The following is a 15,920-nucleotide window of genomic DNA, read 5'->3' on the forward strand; positions in this document are numbered from 1 at the left end:
AATCAGGCACTGAGCCCCCATGAAAATTACGTTCAAACAGGTTGATGCATTTCGAACCGTCGTCTCCACCGGAACTGTAACCGAAGCGGCAGCGATGCTGGGCATCTCACAACCCGCGGTCAGCCGCCTGATCTCGGATTTCGAGGCCGAAGTCGGTTTTCAGCTGTTTCAGCGCTCGGGCCGGGTCCTGGTACCCACGGATGAAGCACGCTTGCTGGTGGAAGAGGTTCGGCAGGCCGTTAGCGGCATGGAGCACATAAAGGATTCCGCCACAGCCATTGGGAAGTTCGGTCACGCGCGGCTTAACCTGGTGATCACGCCGGGGGTGTCCTCTCAGCTTGCTCCGGATCTGCTTCAGGAGTTTTCAGCTACTTGGCCAAAAGCCATGGCCCGAATGGAAATCGCGCCCAGCGATGACGCCGTCGAATGGATGGTTTCGCAGAATTACGATTTCGGGATCACGACAACCCAACCCGCCAACCCGTCCTTTGACAGCCTGGTTATCCGGAACAGCGACGTCTGTTGCGTCGTTCCAACCGGCCATCCTCTGGCAGAGAAAACCATAGTTCAGGCGCAGGACCTGGCGGGTAAGAGCTTTATCTCATATATGCCGTCCTCACGCTTCCGGTTTGAGATTGACCAGTTTTTTGAGGCCAAAGGGATCTCACGTCAGATGCAGTATGAGACCCGCACTACCGACGCAGTGTGCCGTCTGGTCGCGCGCGGTCTAGGAGTTTCTGTTGTCGGAGCAAGCCTGGATTATCTCAAAACCATTCCCGATTGTGTCGCGCTGCCTTTTGCGGCGCCTCTGACGTTTCGAGCAGTCCTGTTCTGGTCCAAGAACAAGCCCTTGTCCGCCGTGGGACAGTCCTTTTTGAAGATCGTGCAATCGCAGATCAGCGACGATTAAGCGCCTCGCGAAAACTGGCTCGCGCCTGCGCGCTGTGGATATAGGCGTAGTCCCGAGGGTAAGGGGCACCTGCCGTCAGTTCCATCGAGACGAATTGCGGGCCGGTGGATGACAGAACCTGAGGCACCGCAGCTGAAAACTGATCCAGCTCGGTAAAGCGCTGCACACTGGCATACCCGGCAGCCCAGGCCATGGCCGCAAAATCAACCCTATCCGCACCAGGCAGGGGATGCGACCCGTTCACCTCATAGACCCGGTTAGCCGACAGAAAATGATAGAGGTTCGTTACTCCCGCATTGGCAATCGTCACCAATGTCCCAAGATTCATCAACAGGCTGCCATCGCCATCCAGAACGATGACCCGCCTGTCAGAATTGGCCAGCGCCAGACCCAGACCATGTGACGACGCCTGCCCCATCGCCCCGACGGCCACGTAATTTAGGTCGCGCGGATTCAGGGCAAGCCAGTCGAAACAGCTCTGATAAACAGCAACAACAATATCGTCATCACGGACATGAGGGATCAGGGCCTTAAGCGCTGCGTCGCGGTGCATGGTCATGATGCCTCCGGTGCTCGGCCGATCAGGAATATATGGGGTCTCGAAGTTGCATAAGCCGCTTCAATCGCCTGCGGGATATGCGCCTCGTCCCCCGGCCATTCGATCAGGGAATGTGACAGTTCCATCGCATCCAACACCGGCCGAACAATCCGCACCCCGTAAGAGGCAGATTGGTCCGGATGAATATGTGGCTCTTTACCCTGCAGGCCAACCATCATGACCACCGGCAGTTCATAATCGACGCCAATGGCCCGGATCGCATTCAATGAATCCATCAGCCCCGTTTGCTGCATCATCAGGATCGCGCGCGTGCCGTTAAAGGACATCGCCCCGCAGATGCTGACGCCCTCATCCTCCTTGCAGATCCGGGTCAGGCGAAATTCGGGATCTCGCGAGATCGGCCAGAGCAGCCCGTCACTGGTAACGATGTCCGGCAATGCCACGATTTCGCCAACACCCGCCGCTTTGATAGCAGCGATGATAGCCGCACCTGAAGGATGCTTGACCTGCGGCGTACATTCGGTCGGTAGGGGGGACGCAACCATCAGGCACCTCCGTTCAGAAATGCGGCGAGCCCATCCCGTGCCGCCTTCAGTTCATGCCTATGGCCGATAGTGATGCGAATATGGTCACGATAGGCGGGTGAGGCGAACCGGCGCACAGAAATCCCCTGTCCGCGCAGGAAAAGATCGGCCGCTTCGGCAGATTTCACAGGGTCCGGAAAATGAACCAGCACGAAATTGGCCTGACTTGGGACAACATGCAGACCCATTTCCGTTAGCGCGGCGCTAAGCCAGCCTCGGTTGTTCAAATTAGTCTCTCGCACGAAACGGGTATGTGCCGTGTCTTCCAGCGCCGCGACAGCCGCTGCGACCGAAGAGGACGCCACCGGGAAAGTCAGGCCGATCCGACGCACACTATCCACCACATCGTTGGACCCGTACATCCAACCAACACGCGCACCAGCCAGCCCGAATATCTTGGAAAATGTCCGGCACATGACCACGTTGTTGGCAGCCTCTACCAGCTTATGCGCGGGCTCATAATCTGCCGCATCGACATATTCCTCATAGGCAGCGTCCACGATCAGCAGGACGTTTTCCGGTAGCGCGGCATGCAGGCAGCGCAGCTCTGCGCTGTTCAGATAGGTGCCTGCCGGGTTCTCCGGATTGGCGAGGTAGACGATCCGGGTTCGTTCGGTCAACGCATCGATCATCCGGTCGACTGAAGGTTTGAATGCGTCATCCGCGACCGACACCACCTCGGCATCGTTGGCAAAAGCATAGTTGGGCACCTTGAGATAGCCATTGGCGCTGCGGATCAGCTCGGTACCTTGCCCTAGGTAGGCCCGGGCCAGACGGGCCAGCAGATCGTCCGATCCCTGTCCTGTGGTGATCCGGGCCGCATCCAACCCGTACTGCGCGGCAATCGCCGGGGCCAGAATATCGTCAGGGTTTTCCAAATAGCGCTCGACATTGCTGATTGCCGCACAAGCGGCAGCGCGGGCAGACGGGCTAGGACCAAACACGCTTTCATTCGAGTTCAAAAGAATCGCAGGCGGTGGAACGTCAGCAGACGCCCCTCCAATCATATGAGGTTTAATCCTGCCTATTCCTGTTTTTGCGAGGGTTATGCCCATCCAATTCCTCCGGCACCACCAGATGGCGGCAATGGCAATTTTCACCATATATCACATAGAGCCGCGTTTTAAGCAATTCACTTTCAAAAAAATTATGTTATGAAGACTGGGACTCAGCAAAAGAACCCGGATGACCGATACGTTTTCGCCCCAACACAGCAGGCTTCACCTGACCATCGATCTGGACGCGCCAGGTCGACAGTCCGGTGATCTGATGCTGAAATGGTCCGACAATGCCGTACCGTTGGGATACCACCCGATCCCGGTCATCAGCTTACGTGGCAAACCCGGACCTTCTGTTCTAATTTTGGGCGGCACTCATGGAGACGAATTCGAAGGACCTGCCGCGATCCTGCGGCTTGCGGCACAGCTGAACCCATCTGACCTGACCGGACAGGTGATCCTGATCCCGGCCTTGAACGCCCCTGCGTTTCTCGCCTCATCGCGGGTGTCGCCATTGGATGGGCAAAACCTCAACCGGGCTTTTCCTGGCACCGCGAATGGCGGCCCGACAGCGATGCTGGCGCATTTTGTTGAAACTGTACTACTGCCGCGCGTAGATGCCGCCATTGACCTGCACTCGGGTGGCAAGGCATCTGTATTCGAGCCCTGCGCCTTGGCAGCGCGGGGGGATGACGCGGATCTGACCGCTTCCAACATGGAACTAGCCTGCGTTTTCGGGTTGCCTCTGATCTGGGTGCTGGGCGCACATAACGATAACCGAAGTGTGAATGCCGCCGCCGCGCGGGTTGGGGTCCCGATGATCGCAGCTGAACTCAGCGGCGGGGGTGGTGTCGATCCGCATGCCGCGGACCTTGCTGAAACCGGACTCAAACGCTGTCTGAAGCATTTAGGTATCCTGCCCGGCGGTGCTCCGGACCCTGTTTCAACGCAATGTGTGGAAATCGCCGATCCATTGCATTCAGTCCATGCACCCGCAGATGGGCTGTTCGACCGACGCTGCACCGCAGGACAACAAGTCAAACGAGGCGATCTGGCAGGCACGCTGCATTTCCCCGCCGAACCGGAACGCTCGGTAGTCGAACTTAAATTTCCCACAGCCGGGCACGTTCTGGCTCATGGCAATCGTGGCATGGTGCGCCGTGGCGATCTGTTGGCATTGGTGGCTCAACCGCTGTCCGAGGAACGTTGAATGAAAACCTATTCCCCGTTCATTTCCGGTGCCTTTGTCGATTGGGACGGTGAAACCCTGCCCAGTATCGACCCCGCCACCGGTCAGGTATGGAGCATGATCGCCCGTGGCGACACACAGACCGCCGACATAGCCATCCGGGACGCCGACCAGGCCTTCCGCAGCGGGCCATGGGCCAAAGCCGGGCCGACAGAACGGGCGGATATGCTGGACCGTTTAGCTGACATGCTGGAAACTCGGTGGGAAGACCTTGTCACACCCGAAATTCGCGACAACGGCAAGCGTATTACTGAGGTGCGCGGGCAGTTTGCCGGGTTGCACAGCTGGTTTCGATTTTTTGCGACAGAGGCACGCAAGCTGCGGCCCGAACCTCAGGCCAATTCCATCCCCGGTGTGCATAGCGTGGGCCACTTTAAGCCCTATGGCGCCGTGGTCGCCATCACGCCCTGGAATTCTCCGCTGATGATCCTTGCATGGAAGCTGGCCCCGGCACTGGCAGCTGGCAATACGGTTGTAGTGAAGCCCTCAGAAATGGCTTCGGCATCAACCTTGGAATTTGCACGCCTGGCACATGAGGCGGGACTACCGCCCGGGGTGCTGAACGTCGTCACCGGACTCGGTCATGAGGTCGGCGAAGCACTGGTCCGCCACCCTCTAACACGCAAGGTCACCTTTACCGGTTCGGACTTTGGAGGACGAAAAGTGGCTGAGGCTGCCTCAGCCGGTGTAATCCCGGCGGTGCTGGAACTGGGCGGGAAATCTCCGCAGGTGGTGTTTGCCGATTGTGACATGGACAATGCGGTCAACGGAATTCTGTCCGGCATCTTCCTGTCAAATGGCCAGACTTGCGTCGCCGGATCGCGGCTGATCGTTGAGGCCGTGCTGAAGGACAGGCTGTTATCCCGCCTGATCGACCGCGCCCGCACATTGCAGATGGGGGATCCGATGGACCCGGATACTCAGATCGCACCGCTGGCCAATGAACCGCATCTGCGAAAGGTTACGGCAATGATCGACCGCACCAAAGCCGACGGCGCGGTTTGCTTACTGGACGGCACCGCCACAACGGCAGGCCGAAATGGGTTCTATATCGGACCAACGGTATTCGACGATGTAACCCCCGGCATGCAGCTCTGGCGTGAAGAAGTGTTCGGACCGGTTCTGGCCATCACCTCTTTCACCACCGAAGACGAAGCCATCGCGCTGGCCAATGACAGCGACTACGGGCTGGCCGCCGGTGTCTGGACCACCGATGCCGACAAGGGCGCGCGGGTAGCCGAGGCAATCGAGGCGGGCACTGTTTACATCAACCATTATCGCAGCGTTGACCCTGCCTGCCCCATTGGTGGGGTCAAACTGTCGGGCTACGGGCGTGAATTGGGCCCGGACGCCATAAGGGATTTCTGTCAGGTCAAATCGATCTGGACCGGCACCACGCCGGTGTCCGATCCGTTTCCCTGACCACCGATACGCACGGAGGACGGCATGAACGATCATTTCTCAGCCCCCAAGGGCAATTTCCGCGGTCACGACCAACAAAAAGTCTGGCAACAGCAACCTGACCCGGAACTGACCGAGGTTGGCCCCGGCACTCCGTGCGGCGAATACCTGCGCCGGTTCTGGATGCCGGTGGCTATGACCGATCAGATTGGCGACCTGCCCTATCGCCTGCGTATTCTGGGCGAAGATCTGGTTCTGTTCCGCGAAAAGAAAGAAGGCAAGCTGGGCCTGACCCATCTGCATTGCTGCCACCGCAACATGAGCCTTGAGTTTGGCATCGTTGAGGAAGGCGGAATTAGATGCTCATACCACGGTTGGAAGTACGGTTTGGACGGCACCATTCTGGAAACCCCGTGTGAGCCGCCCGCCTCACAGGTCAAAAAAAAGGCCTGCCTGGGGGCTTATCCGGTGATCGAGTACAAGGGTTTGGCCTTTGCATTTATGGGCCCCCCTGACGAGCAACCCCCGTTCCCAGTAATGGACACATTTGACGAAGATGGCGACGAGTTGGTGCCTTACCTCATCAAATCCCCGTGCAACTGGCTTCAGGTGATGGAAAATGCATGGGACCCGTTCCATGTTGTCTACCTACATACACTGGCAGTACGCAGCCAGTTCATCGACGCCTTTGCCGAGATGCCGATGATCGAGTTTCACGATAGTCAAACGGGCGACTTTTACACCAATGTCCGACGTGTCGAAGATATCGTCTGGGTGCGCATACATGACCATATGCTGCCGTCGTTTACGCAAAATGGCGGCCACTTCCCGGTGCCAGACGGGTCGCGCTATTTTGGGCGCTGCGGGCTGTCGCGTTGGATAACCCCAATTGACGACACCAACACGATGGTCATCGCATGGCGCCACTTCCGGGATGCGGCGGCGAATGACGATCCAAAGGGCCTAACGGACAAAAGCAAAGTGGGCTTTGGGATGACGGATTTCTATGGCCAGGATCCCGATCGACCCTATGAGATGCGCCAGCGGGACCCCGGCGACTATGACGCCTGGGTCAGTCAGGGGCCGCGGAACGTCCATGCCCGTGAAAACCTCAGCTTTACGGATCGGGGCGTGGCCAAGGCACGCCGCTTGCTGCGCAACGCCATTCGCGCGTTGAAAGACGGTCAGTCCCCCCCGCAACCGACCGGTGGCTTTGCCGGTCAGGCGATACCGACATATGCCGGGGACACAATGCTACGCATCCCGCTTCAGGACGGCCGCGACGATGGTGCAGTGCTCAAGGAAATCTCGCATCAGGTAGCTGAGATCTACAAATCCGGCGACCAATTGCAGGGCGAGGCCCGTAAGACATTCATCGTCGATGCGCTGAAAAAGTATGAGGCAAGCTGGTCATGACCAATCGTGTTCCACATAATCCGGGTCGGGTCGACTGGTCCGGCGAAAACCCCGGCATTTATCTGAAACAGAACCCGACGCAGGACTACTATGACACTCTGGCGCTGTTCTTCCGGGTGGTTTTGTCGCCCTATGGTCGGGGCCATGCCGCATTGATCCTGGGCGCGCCGGATCAAGCGCAGGGTTGGCCGCACGCACCCAATCTGATCATGACGGACAACCAACGCATGATGCGCTGGATCGTGGATGGTTGGGTCACCAAGATGCCCACCTTCATCGGAAAGGCAGGCCTTGATGCGATGAGCTGGCTGGACTGTGACAGCGTCGAAAAACGCCCCGGCGATTTGAGGTCGCGCTATTCCGAGACCCTGCGAGGCTCGGGCGTTACGGTCGAGATGATCTGGCAGGAAATGGGTCCACCCTTGCCGGTTGAGGTCACTAAGGAAAACTCGGCAACCAAAGAGCATGAGATGTATTCAGTGTTCCTCGAGGCCAAGGCGGCGCAGGTCGTCATCAACGGCACCCCGCTCCCCGGTCAGGTCGCAAGCCGCCAGTTCTTTGGCCGCACCATGTCTACCGCCTTTCTGGCCTTTTCCGAAACCTGGGTGACCCCGCAGGAGGATCTGTAATGCCGTTGAACGAACCGATCACCCCCGGGACAGTCGACTGGACAGGCGAGAACCCCGGCATCCTGCTGAAAGACGACAACAACAATTTCACCGCTATGGCGCTGTTCTTTCGCGTGGCATGGTCTCCGGTCGGTCAGGGTCAGGTGCTGCTGCTGTATGGAACGCCAGATCAAGTGGACGGCCCCCCGGAGGCACCGAACGTAATCCTGAGCGATAATCTCGATCTGACTGCCTTTCTGAAGACCAATTTCATCAGCAAACTGGCCGCTTTCGCAAATGCTCCCGCTTTTGCTTCTCTCCCCGAGATAGGCGCGCAGGTCGTCCGATCCTCGGGCGATCCGATGAACCACCGCTATACCGAAACCATCGCCGGAGAAAACCTGACAGTTGAACTGGTCTGGGAAGGGCTCGAGCCGCCTCGCGCGCTGGAGCTGTCTCCGCATGAGGTAGCTTCGGGGGAGCAGAACATGTTCTCGCTACTGGTGCCAGCACATTCGGCTCAGATCATCGTTAATGGTCACGCATTGCCGGGCAAGTTGGGCACACGGGTGCAGGCTGGGTATGAAACAACGACTGCCTTCCTCTACTTCTCGGAAACATGGATCATACCGCCGGAGGATACTTGATGCTGCATCCGGCTGATCAGCTGGCGTTCGACAAGGCCATGGTGACACAACCGGTCTGGAACCGGTTCAATACAGCATCCGAGGCGCTGAGGTTGGACGAAAATGTACTGCTACATGCCGGTCCCGCCTTCGCCAGCCCGGATCAGATCACCGCGCCGATCCTGAACTCGGCCTGTGTCGCTGCAGTCTGGCAAGGGCTAGCACAGAATTTCGATCAGGCCGAGGCGATGATTAACGCAGGCGAGATCGTGCTGAAACCCGCGCAAGACCACGATGTCGTGACACCTCTGGCCGCCGTGGTCTCGGCGGATATGCCCCTGCACACAGTCTATGACGCGTGGCGTGGCCAACAACGTGTTTACGCGCCGATCAATGCAGGCAGCCGCCCAGCGATGCGTTTAGGGCTGAGGTCCGAGGCGGTGCTCAACCACATTCGCTGGCTCAACACCCGGTTTCTTGATGTTCTGGAGAAAGGGATTGCCGAAGGGATCGCGCTGGTCCCGCTGGCCGTGATCGGCCTGATGGGCGGGGATGATTGCCATGGCCGTACACCCGTGGCCGCACAGGCGTTGATTGCTGAACTCAAGGATCGCACCACCGGCGGGATCACGGATGACGACGTGTTGGCCTTTATGGACAGCTCGCCCTCACTGTTTCTCAACCTCTGGATGGCGGCGACCAAATGCATGATGAAACTGGCGGAGGGCATTGAAGGATCAAGCTTCGTCACCGCTGCAGGCGGCAATGGGCGCGAAGTTGGCATCCAGATCTCGGGCCTACCGGGCCGTTGGTTCACAATTCCGGCCAGCCCTCCCAAGGGGGCGTTTGACGTGGATTTGCCGCAGGTCCGCGCCCTTGGCGCGATCGGCGACAGTGCCGTGGTCGAGGCATTCGGGCTGGGGGCAATGGCCATAGATCTGAGCCCTGAACAAAAGAAGGGTCTGGGTGCCTATCTGCCCGACGACGCTCAAGCGCGAATGTCAGGTCTGTCAGTCGGAACGCATCCGTATTTCCGGGCCTTGGATGTTCGGCTGGGCAGCACGGCGCGGGGTGCCGTGGAACAGGGTTTGGGGCCTGTGATCGGGCTGGGCATTCTTGACCGATTGGGCGAGGCCGGTCGCTTGGGCGGTGGCATCTACGACATGCCAGTCGCCGCCTTTGCCGACGCGTTGAAAGTGCTGGAGGCATGACTGGGCTGAACCATCATTCTGCCCATGAACTTGCCACATTGATCCGGGCAGGTGAGGTGAAGCCTTCCGAGGTGATGGCGGCCCATTTGGACCGGATCACAAACCGTGAACCCGTCATCGGGGCTTTTCAAACCCTCGATGCGGTCCGCGCCATGGAGCGTGCAAAGGCCGCCGATACTCTCCCCGTTGGTAGGCCGCTACATGGCGTGCCGTTTGTGATCAAGGATATCATCGACACCGAAGACATGCCGACTGGATGGGGTAGCGACCTGTATGCCGGGCGCAGCCCCGACCGCAATGCAGTGTGCGTTCAGGCTTTTTTGGACGCGGGCGCGATCCCAATCGGAAAAACCATCTCCACCGAATTCGCCTACTTCAAACCCGGTAAAACTGCCAATCCGGCGAATCCCGTGCATACGCCGGGTGGCTCGTCATCCGGCTCTGCCGCAGCTGTGGCCGATTTCATGGCTCCGCTCGCATTTGGTTCGCAAACCGCAGCCTCGCTGATCCGACCAGCAGCGTATTGCGGGGTCTGCGGGTTCAAGCCAACCACCGGACGGTATGTTCTGACGGGTGTCATGGGCTTGTCCCAAAGCCTGGATACACTCGGCCTTCTGGCTCGTGATCCCCGCGACTTTGTGCTGACCGATGCGGTAATGTGCCGAACTGACCCGGCACCGCCAGTTGAGTTCGACGAGGCTTTGCCTCGGATCAGCCTAATGCGCGGCCCGCACTGGCGGGACGGTTCGGTCGAGATGCGGGACACGTGCACGCGTGCGTTAGCCGCCCTTGCCGCAACGAGAGCCGAGACCGGCGAAATTGCTTTTCCACCCGTTTTTGCCGAACTTACGCAGGCTCAGATTACCGTCATGAGCTATGAGGTCGCGCGGCAGCGCGCTGCAGAATACGCTGTAGGCATGCCCGCCATCAGCCCGCAATTTCACGACCTTGTCACAGCGGGGCTGGCCGTTACCGACGCAGAATACCAAGCCGCGCTGGACCTACGCGACCGGGCGGGCGCGATGCTGGATCAGATGTTCCGGGATGTGGACGCTCTGTTGGTCCCGTCGGCCCCCGGACCAGCCCCTGCCGGTTTGGACGCTACTGGAGATCCGCTGTTTTCCCGGATGTGGAACCTGTTGCAGGTGCCTTCGGTCGCTTTGCCATTCGGGACCGACCAGAATGGCCTGCCGCTTGGCATTCAATTGATCGGACGAAAGGGTGATGACGCCCGCCTGTTGGACATCGCGGTCTGGGCCCATGAACACTTGTCGCAATGACCGCTTAAGGAATTAGGGGCAGCAGCAAAGCAAGTGATACGGGAATGCTGACGGCTGCTATCAACGTCTGCAACGTGACAATGGCCGCCATCAGCGGCGCGTCTCCACCCAAGTGCTTGGCCAGCGTGTACGAAGATGCACCGGTCGGCACCACCGAATAGACGACGGCGATCTGCAGAACCTCCCGCGGCAACCCCACCAGTAATCCGATCACCAATACTGCCAGAGGGAAGACAATCATCTTGCCCGTGAAGGCCAGAATTAAGGGCAGCGCACTTGCGGCCATGGCCCGGACTCTCAGATTGGCACCGACAGCCAGCAATGTGATCGGCAAAGCGCCTGCACCCAGAACATCCGTCACATCATGCACGACCGCTATCCTGTCACCGATCAACTGGTTGGCACAGACCGCCAGAAAGATCGAAATCACGTATGGATTGCGTGCGAGTTCCCGCAGGATTGCAACGGCCAGGCTGTTGGTTCGATCGCCTTTGAGCGCACCAACCATCAGAACCACCATAACAATATTGGTGGTGGGCACGAGAATTGCGGTCGCCAGAATCGCGATATCCAACCCCGCTGGCCCAAACAAGTTCGCAGCCAGCGCAAGTCCGATGAATGAGTTATGTCGCGCGCTGCCTTGCAGGATCGAGGTGGCCTGCGGCGGCGCAAAACCCATCAAACGGGCACTAAGAAGCGCAAACAGAAGCGCCACAACGAACCCGCCCAGAATAGCAACCGAATAAAGACCCAGCGCCGACTTGTCCAACGGCGACAGAGAAATTTTGCTGAACAGAAGGCATGGCATCAGAACCCAATAGACAAGCTTGTCATTCAGGTTCCAGAAATCCGTACTGGGAATGCCGCCCTTGCGCAGGGCCAAGCCTAGCGCAATGATCAAAAAGATCGGCAGTATCGAGGTGAGTGTCGAAAGCATTACAATTCGCAGACAAAACTGGGCCGGCTCGACCGGACACTGTCATGACCGGCGTTTCTACGCAATACGATGTCAGATAGACCCGAGTTCCTCAGCCCGGGGTATCAGCATCATCGTCGATTACAGCCATCGCGTCGATCTCGACCAAAAGCGACGGATCGGCCAACCCCTGCACAACCACGCCTGTCGAACAGTGATGAACACCTTCGAACCAGCGATTGATCGCCTCGTAAACGGCCGGACGGTACGAAATATCGGTGACGTAGACTGTCAACTTGCAAACATCAGTCAAGCTTCCCCCGGCCTCTTCCATCCAGCGCTGGATGTTGCGGCAGGCCTGATCTGCCTGCGCGCCCGGGTCGCTTTCGCCAACCAGTGTGCCATCCATCAGCGTGCCGACCTGACCCTGCATGAAGACAAAGTCACCCCGGGCGCGGATCGCCTTGGAATAGGTTGCTTTCGCGTGATAGCGCGTCTGGTACTTGTGGATGTGCGTTCGAGCCATGCCGATCTTCCCCTCAAGCCGTGGCGCGGATCAGATAGTCTTCGACCATATCCGCAAAACTCTGTTCGACTGCGAACTCAATACCATCCTGACACCGCATCACCAAAGCCTTGAGGCCAAACACTTCGGTATAGGAAACCGCATCCGTCCGGAACACGCTGTCATGCAGGTCCATCGGGCAAGCAATTGACATCACCTGACCTGCATCTGGGCCGACTATGCGAAAGAAGGTCATCGTGTCCGAGACCCTAACAATACTGATATCTGGCGGGCAGTCCGTGGGCTTCAGCCGGGCTTCCATCGCGTCTTCCTGTGCCAGTGAGGCGCGGGTGATCCAGTGGTCACGACCGATGTGAAACAGTTCGATGCCGTCCTTTTCTGTTCGGCAGTTGGGGCGGAGCGGCAAACTCGGCAAAGCGTCCCCGGCCCATTGCGATACCGCCTCTGGCGCGCCTTTGAGGTCGAACAGAGCCTTCAGGCCGCACCGTTCAATTGTGACGTCATAACTCATCTCAGGACCTCAGCAATTTACCTTCGGGGTCGTGAAAGACCGGTTTCGTGACCGTGACCGGGATCACGTCATCCTTCAGCCGGACGTGCGCAGTTTCGCCCTGCCGCGCGTGGCCATCTTCCAGCAACGCCAGCCCAACCCAGCGGTTGTTTATCACGCTCCATACACAGGCAGTGACCAACCCGTCGGTGGCTTCTTTCCGACCTCCGGGCGTCAGTGGCGCACCTTCGGGGATTTGCCGGTTCGGATCATCCGCCAGAATTCCGACCAGCTCGCGCCGGGTACCGCCGCCTGACCTGCGCAGCTGGACCGAGCGTTTGCCCAGATAGTCAGGCTTTTTCTTGGACATCGCCCATCCCATTCCCAGATCATAGGCATCCACCGTACCGTCGACCTCATGCCCCAACGACAGGAACCCTTTTTCGACCCGCAGCACATGGCTGGATTCCGAACCCACAGGCAGGATGCCAAAGGGCGCACCAACCTCCATCACCTTGTCCCAAAGGGCCGCCATGTGGCGCGGGGCTACGTTGACCTCATAGGACAGTTCACCGGTGAAACTCACCCGCACCACCCGCGCCGGGAAACCAGCGACGGTGCCTTCGCGGAAGGACATGAAAGGGAACGCCTCGGGCGACAGGTCGATATCCGAGCCCAACGCCTGCAAAACTTCACGCGCCTTGGGACCACAGATAGTGGCATTATTCCACTGACTGGTGACAGTAGTGATCAGCACCTGCCAGTCGGGGAATTCGGTTTGCAGCAGCTTTTCCATATGCTGGTTCACCGCATCCGCGTGACCGGTCGAGGTTGAAATCATCCAGCGGTGCTCATCCAGTCGGAAGGCAACGCCATCGTCCAGGATCAAACCATCTTCAGACAACATCAACCCATAGCGCCCGTCACCCGGTTTCAGCGTGGACATAATGTTGGAGTAGATGAAATCTAGGAATTTCGGAACGTCCCTTCCCTTCAGTTCAAACGTGCCAAGAGGTGAGCCGTCATAGACGCCGACGCCTTCACGAACAGCGCGGCATTCGCGGTTTACCGCCTCTTGCAGGCCTTCACCCGGCTTCGGAAAATAGCCCGGACGCCGCCAGCGCGCGCCGGCTTCATACATCACAGCGCCGTTGTCCTTATTCCATTGGGTTACAGGGGTATGGCGATAGGGAAATAGCCGCCAGCCTTCCCGTAACCCGCCAATCGCACCGAACGAAACAGGCGTGTAGGGGGATCTAAATGTGGTTGTTCCAACCTCTTGCAGCGGCACGCTCTTTTGCATCGCAACAGTGCCGATGATGTTGATATTGCCGGTTTTACCCTGATCGATCCCCATGCCGCCGGTCGTGTAGCGCTTGACATGTTCCACATTGTCATAGCCTTCGCGCAGGGCCAGATGCACATCGCTGACCGAGACATCGTTCTGCACGTCCAAAAACGCCTTCCCGCGCTGTCCCGGCACGTTGACGCGCCAGAGAGGTTCGATCGCGTAGGCCAGGTCTTCGCCACCACCAACAATCCTATCCAGCGTCAGATCACCAGCCGCTGCGCCCACAGCGCGACAAGTCTGAACCGCCTCGTCAGGAACGAAGGCTGCCAGATCCTCATCAAATCGCAACGTGCTGCGGGATTGCGACCAAAGATGAACGGTCGGGTTCCAACCGCCGGAACAACCCAGCACATCACAGTCGATCCAGCGACCCGCCCCTCCGGTCACGGGAACGGCTTTGACTGCGCGCACACTTTTGCGCCCGCGCACGTCACCAGCAACGGTTGCGGCATGAACCGGAATATCCGGCACCAGCTCCAAAGCTTCAGGTGGAACGGTTTTGCGACAGTCGAGGATGGCCTCAACTTGCATACCGGCTGCTGCCAGATCGGCCGCCACGGCATAAACACTGTTGTTGTTTGTAAACAGCACCACACGCTGCCCGGGCTTAACGCCCCAGCGGTTGACATAGGCCTGTACCGAAGAGGCCAACATAACACCGGGTCGATCATTGTCACCAAAGACCATGGCACGTTCGGTGGCCCCGCTTGCGATTACAACTTCCCTCGCTCGCACGCGCCAGCTGCGTTCCAAAACTCCGTCCAGTTCGGGTTCGCGTTCGTTCACGATCATCAGATTATGCTCGCGGTAGGCCCAGACGGTTGCATTCTGCAGATGGGTGACTTTCTCCATCCCACGCAGCTCAGCCACCGCATCCGCGACCCAGTCCAAGGCCGAACGTCCACCGATAGACAGGTTGCGGTTCAACAAACTACCGCCCGCCTCGGTGCCCTCATCGGCCAGAAACACGCGTTTTCCGGCGCGACCAGCCTCAAGCGCCGCTTGCAGCCCGGCTGGGCCCGCCCCCGCGATCAGCACATCGGCATGGGCGTTTCGGGCTTCAAAATGGCCTGAAGCCGGGGGGCTTTCAGGTGCTGCCGCCAACCCTGCAGCCCGACGGATTGAAGGTTCGAACAGATGCCAGTTCGGCCATTTGAACGTCTTGTAGTAAAACCCTGCGGGGATAAACCGCGAGAGTAACTGATTGATCCCGCCCAGATCGAACTCGGGCGATGGCCAGCAATTGACCGAGCGTGCGCTGAGCCCGTCCCGAAGCGGCACCGTGGTCGCGGGACGGTTGCCCGAGGCATCCTCGCCGTCCAGTTCCACCAGCGTCGCAGGTTCTTCGACCCCGTGGCCCATAATACCGCGCGGGCGGTGATATTTAAAACTGCGGGCGGTGACACGAATACCGTTGGCCAGCAGGGCCGAGGCCAACGTATCGCCCTTGAACCCTTCGTATGGCTTGCCATTGAAGGTGAAATGCAATGGGCGGTTTCGGTCAATGCGCCCGCCTGAGGCGCGGCGGTTACGTTGTGCCATCGGGTGCCTCCACAATGTCATGGGTCCGTGTATCACGCCAGATCGTGAACCATTCACCGCATCCCCGTGCGTGCCACCATTTCTCCTGAACCGGACCCAGTGGATTCGGCGTCACCGTCAGATACTCGACCCATTCCTCATCGCTGACGGCATTGGGATCGGGGCGGACCGCCCCTACCGGGCCACCATGGATAAATTCGCTTTCATTGCGCTTGCCACAGAACGGGCAGGTTATAAGCATCATGATCCTGTC

Annotated in this window: 16 protein-coding genes; 8 read left to right on the plus strand and 8 right to left on the minus strand. The window is 58.9% G+C overall.

All coding sequences use genetic code 11. The features are described from left to right. Window positions 1-19 precede the first annotated feature (19 nt). A complete protein-coding gene (locus AC2FID_RS16600) occupies window positions 20-910 on the plus strand; it encodes a LysR substrate-binding domain-containing protein (protein ID WP_282170347.1) in 891 nt (296 codons plus the stop codon). On the opposite strand, the gene AC2FID_RS16605 is transcribed toward AC2FID_RS16600, so the two are convergent. From AC2FID_RS16605 to AC2FID_RS16615, 3 genes are read right to left on the minus strand one after another with little or no spacing between them, the layout of a single operon-like run. Beyond that, entirely contained in the window at window positions 897-1,469 is a 573-nt protein-coding gene (locus AC2FID_RS16605; protein ID WP_496761143.1) for a thiamine pyrophosphate-dependent enzyme, read from the minus strand. The two genes, AC2FID_RS16600 and AC2FID_RS16605, sit on opposite strands and share 14 nt — an antisense overlap. Further along, window positions 1,466-2,014, minus strand: coding sequence for a decarboxylase (locus AC2FID_RS16610; RefSeq protein ID WP_496761144.1), 549 nt, complete (start codon window positions 2,012-2,014; stop codon window positions 1,466-1,468). The genes AC2FID_RS16605 and AC2FID_RS16610 overlap by 4 nt, the downstream gene beginning before the upstream one ends. Beyond that, entirely contained in the window at window positions 2,014-3,108 is a 1,095-nt protein-coding gene (locus tag AC2FID_RS16615) for a pyridoxal phosphate-dependent aminotransferase (RefSeq protein ID WP_496837782.1), read from the minus strand. Before AC2FID_RS16615 ends, AC2FID_RS16610 begins: the two co-directional genes overlap by 1 nt. Before the next feature lie 130 nt (window positions 3,109-3,238). Between AC2FID_RS16615 and AC2FID_RS16620 the strand changes: the two genes are divergently transcribed. Genes AC2FID_RS16620 through AC2FID_RS16650 form a run of 7 tightly spaced genes read left to right on the plus strand, consistent with a single transcriptional unit; the run spans window position 3,239 to window position 10,842 of the window. Beyond that, a complete protein-coding gene (locus AC2FID_RS16620; RefSeq protein ID WP_496837784.1) occupies window positions 3,239-4,261 on the plus strand; it encodes a succinylglutamate desuccinylase/aspartoacylase family protein in 1,023 nt (340 codons plus the stop codon). After that, window positions 4,262-5,722, plus strand: a complete 1,461-nt coding sequence (locus AC2FID_RS16625; RefSeq protein ID WP_496837785.1) for an aldehyde dehydrogenase — start codon at window positions 4,262-4,264, stop codon at window positions 5,720-5,722. Window positions 5,723-5,746: 24 nt separating this feature from the next. After that, the gene (locus AC2FID_RS16630) at window positions 5,747-7,117 is read left to right on the plus strand and encodes a Rieske 2Fe-2S domain-containing protein (protein WP_496837787.1); all 1,371 of its coding nucleotides are present in this window, start codon (window positions 5,747-5,749) and stop codon (window positions 7,115-7,117) included. After that, window positions 7,114-7,746: a hypothetical protein gene (locus tag AC2FID_RS16635; RefSeq protein WP_496837788.1), complete on the plus strand. Its 633-nt coding sequence runs from the start codon at window positions 7,114-7,116 to the stop codon at window positions 7,744-7,746. Before AC2FID_RS16630 ends, AC2FID_RS16635 begins: the two co-directional genes overlap by 4 nt. After that, window positions 7,746-8,372 carry a hypothetical protein gene (locus tag AC2FID_RS16640; protein ID WP_496837789.1) on the plus strand — a complete coding sequence of 209 codons (627 nt, stop codon included), beginning with the start codon at window positions 7,746-7,748 and terminating at the stop codon, window positions 8,370-8,372. Before AC2FID_RS16635 ends, AC2FID_RS16640 begins: the two co-directional genes overlap by 1 nt. Further along, on the plus strand, window positions 8,372-9,562 hold the full coding sequence (locus AC2FID_RS16645; RefSeq protein ID WP_496837791.1) for a YlbE family protein: 1,191 nt from the start codon (window positions 8,372-8,374) through the stop codon (window positions 9,560-9,562). The genes AC2FID_RS16640 and AC2FID_RS16645 overlap by 1 nt, the downstream gene beginning before the upstream one ends. After that, window positions 9,559-10,842 carry an amidase gene (locus AC2FID_RS16650; RefSeq protein WP_496837792.1) on the plus strand — a complete coding sequence of 428 codons (1,284 nt, stop codon included), beginning with the start codon at window positions 9,559-9,561 and terminating at the stop codon, window positions 10,840-10,842. The genes AC2FID_RS16645 and AC2FID_RS16650 overlap by 4 nt, the downstream gene beginning before the upstream one ends. A gap of 4 nt (window positions 10,843-10,846) precedes the next feature. Here AC2FID_RS16650 and AC2FID_RS16655 read toward each other — a convergent pair whose 3' ends face one another. The 5 genes from AC2FID_RS16655 to AC2FID_RS16675 form a co-directional block, all read right to left on the minus strand. Further along, window positions 10,847-11,779, minus strand: a complete 933-nt coding sequence (locus tag AC2FID_RS16655; protein WP_282121032.1) for an AEC family transporter — start codon at window positions 11,777-11,779, stop codon at window positions 10,847-10,849. A gap of 91 nt (window positions 11,780-11,870) precedes the next feature. Further along, the gene (locus AC2FID_RS16660) at window positions 11,871-12,284 is read right to left on the minus strand and encodes a RidA family protein (RefSeq protein ID WP_496706678.1); all 414 of its coding nucleotides are present in this window, start codon (window positions 12,282-12,284) and stop codon (window positions 11,871-11,873) included. 13 nt (window positions 12,285-12,297) lie between these two features. Beyond that, window positions 12,298-12,795, minus strand: coding sequence for a sarcosine oxidase subunit gamma (locus AC2FID_RS16665; RefSeq protein ID WP_496837795.1), 498 nt, complete (start codon window positions 12,793-12,795; stop codon window positions 12,298-12,300). 1 nt (window position 12,796) lies between these two features. Then, a complete protein-coding gene (locus tag AC2FID_RS16670) occupies window positions 12,797-15,667 on the minus strand; it encodes a 2Fe-2S iron-sulfur cluster-binding protein (RefSeq protein WP_496837797.1) in 2,871 nt (956 codons plus the stop codon). Next, window positions 15,654-15,911 (minus strand): sarcosine oxidase subunit delta, encoded by a 258-nt coding sequence (locus AC2FID_RS16675; protein ID WP_282121036.1) that lies wholly within the window; start codon window positions 15,909-15,911, stop codon window positions 15,654-15,656. Before AC2FID_RS16675 ends, AC2FID_RS16670 begins: the two co-directional genes overlap by 14 nt. Window positions 15,912-15,920: the final 9 nt, after the last annotated feature.

This window comes from Ruegeria sp. CDSC068 (assembly GCF_059610545.1).

Coding starts and splice junctions, on each gene's coding strand:
- AC2FID_RS16600 (WP_282170347.1), top strand. CDS start 20: ATGAAAATTACGTTCAAACAGGTTGATGCATTTCGAACCGTCGTCTCC.
- AC2FID_RS16650 (WP_496837792.1), top strand. CDS start 9,559: ATGACTGGGCTGAACCATCATTCTGCCCATGAACTTGCCACATTGATC.
- AC2FID_RS16655 (WP_282121032.1), bottom strand. CDS start 11,779: ATGCTTTCGACACTCACCTCGATACTGCCGATCTTTTTGATCATTGCG.
- AC2FID_RS16630 (WP_496837787.1), top strand. CDS start 5,747: ATGAACGATCATTTCTCAGCCCCCAAGGGCAATTTCCGCGGTCACGAC.
- AC2FID_RS16675 (WP_282121036.1), bottom strand. CDS start 15,911: ATGATGCTTATAACCTGCCCGTTCTGTGGCAAGCGCAATGAAAGCGAA.
- AC2FID_RS16625 (WP_496837785.1), top strand. CDS start 4,262: ATGAAAACCTATTCCCCGTTCATTTCCGGTGCCTTTGTCGATTGGGAC.
- AC2FID_RS16635 (WP_496837788.1), top strand. CDS start 7,114: ATGACCAATCGTGTTCCACATAATCCGGGTCGGGTCGACTGGTCCGGC.
- AC2FID_RS16640 (WP_496837789.1), top strand. CDS start 7,746: ATGCCGTTGAACGAACCGATCACCCCCGGGACAGTCGACTGGACAGGC.
- AC2FID_RS16645 (WP_496837791.1), top strand. CDS start 8,372: ATGCTGCATCCGGCTGATCAGCTGGCGTTCGACAAGGCCATGGTGACA.
- AC2FID_RS16660 (WP_496706678.1), bottom strand. CDS start 12,284: ATGGCTCGAACGCACATCCACAAGTACCAGACGCGCTATCACGCGAAA.
- AC2FID_RS16615 (WP_496837782.1), bottom strand. CDS start 3,108: ATGGGCATAACCCTCGCAAAAACAGGAATAGGCAGGATTAAACCTCAT.
- AC2FID_RS16670 (WP_496837797.1), bottom strand. CDS start 15,667: ATGGCACAACGTAACCGCCGCGCCTCAGGCGGGCGCATTGACCGAAAC.
- AC2FID_RS16620 (WP_496837784.1), top strand. CDS start 3,239: ATGACCGATACGTTTTCGCCCCAACACAGCAGGCTTCACCTGACCATC.
- AC2FID_RS16665 (WP_496837795.1), bottom strand. CDS start 12,795: ATGAGTTATGACGTCACAATTGAACGGTGCGGCCTGAAGGCTCTGTTC.
- AC2FID_RS16610 (WP_496761144.1), bottom strand. CDS start 2,014: ATGGTTGCGTCCCCCCTACCGACCGAATGTACGCCGCAGGTCAAGCAT.
- AC2FID_RS16605 (WP_496761143.1), bottom strand. CDS start 1,469: ATGACCATGCACCGCGACGCAGCGCTTAAGGCCCTGATCCCTCATGTC.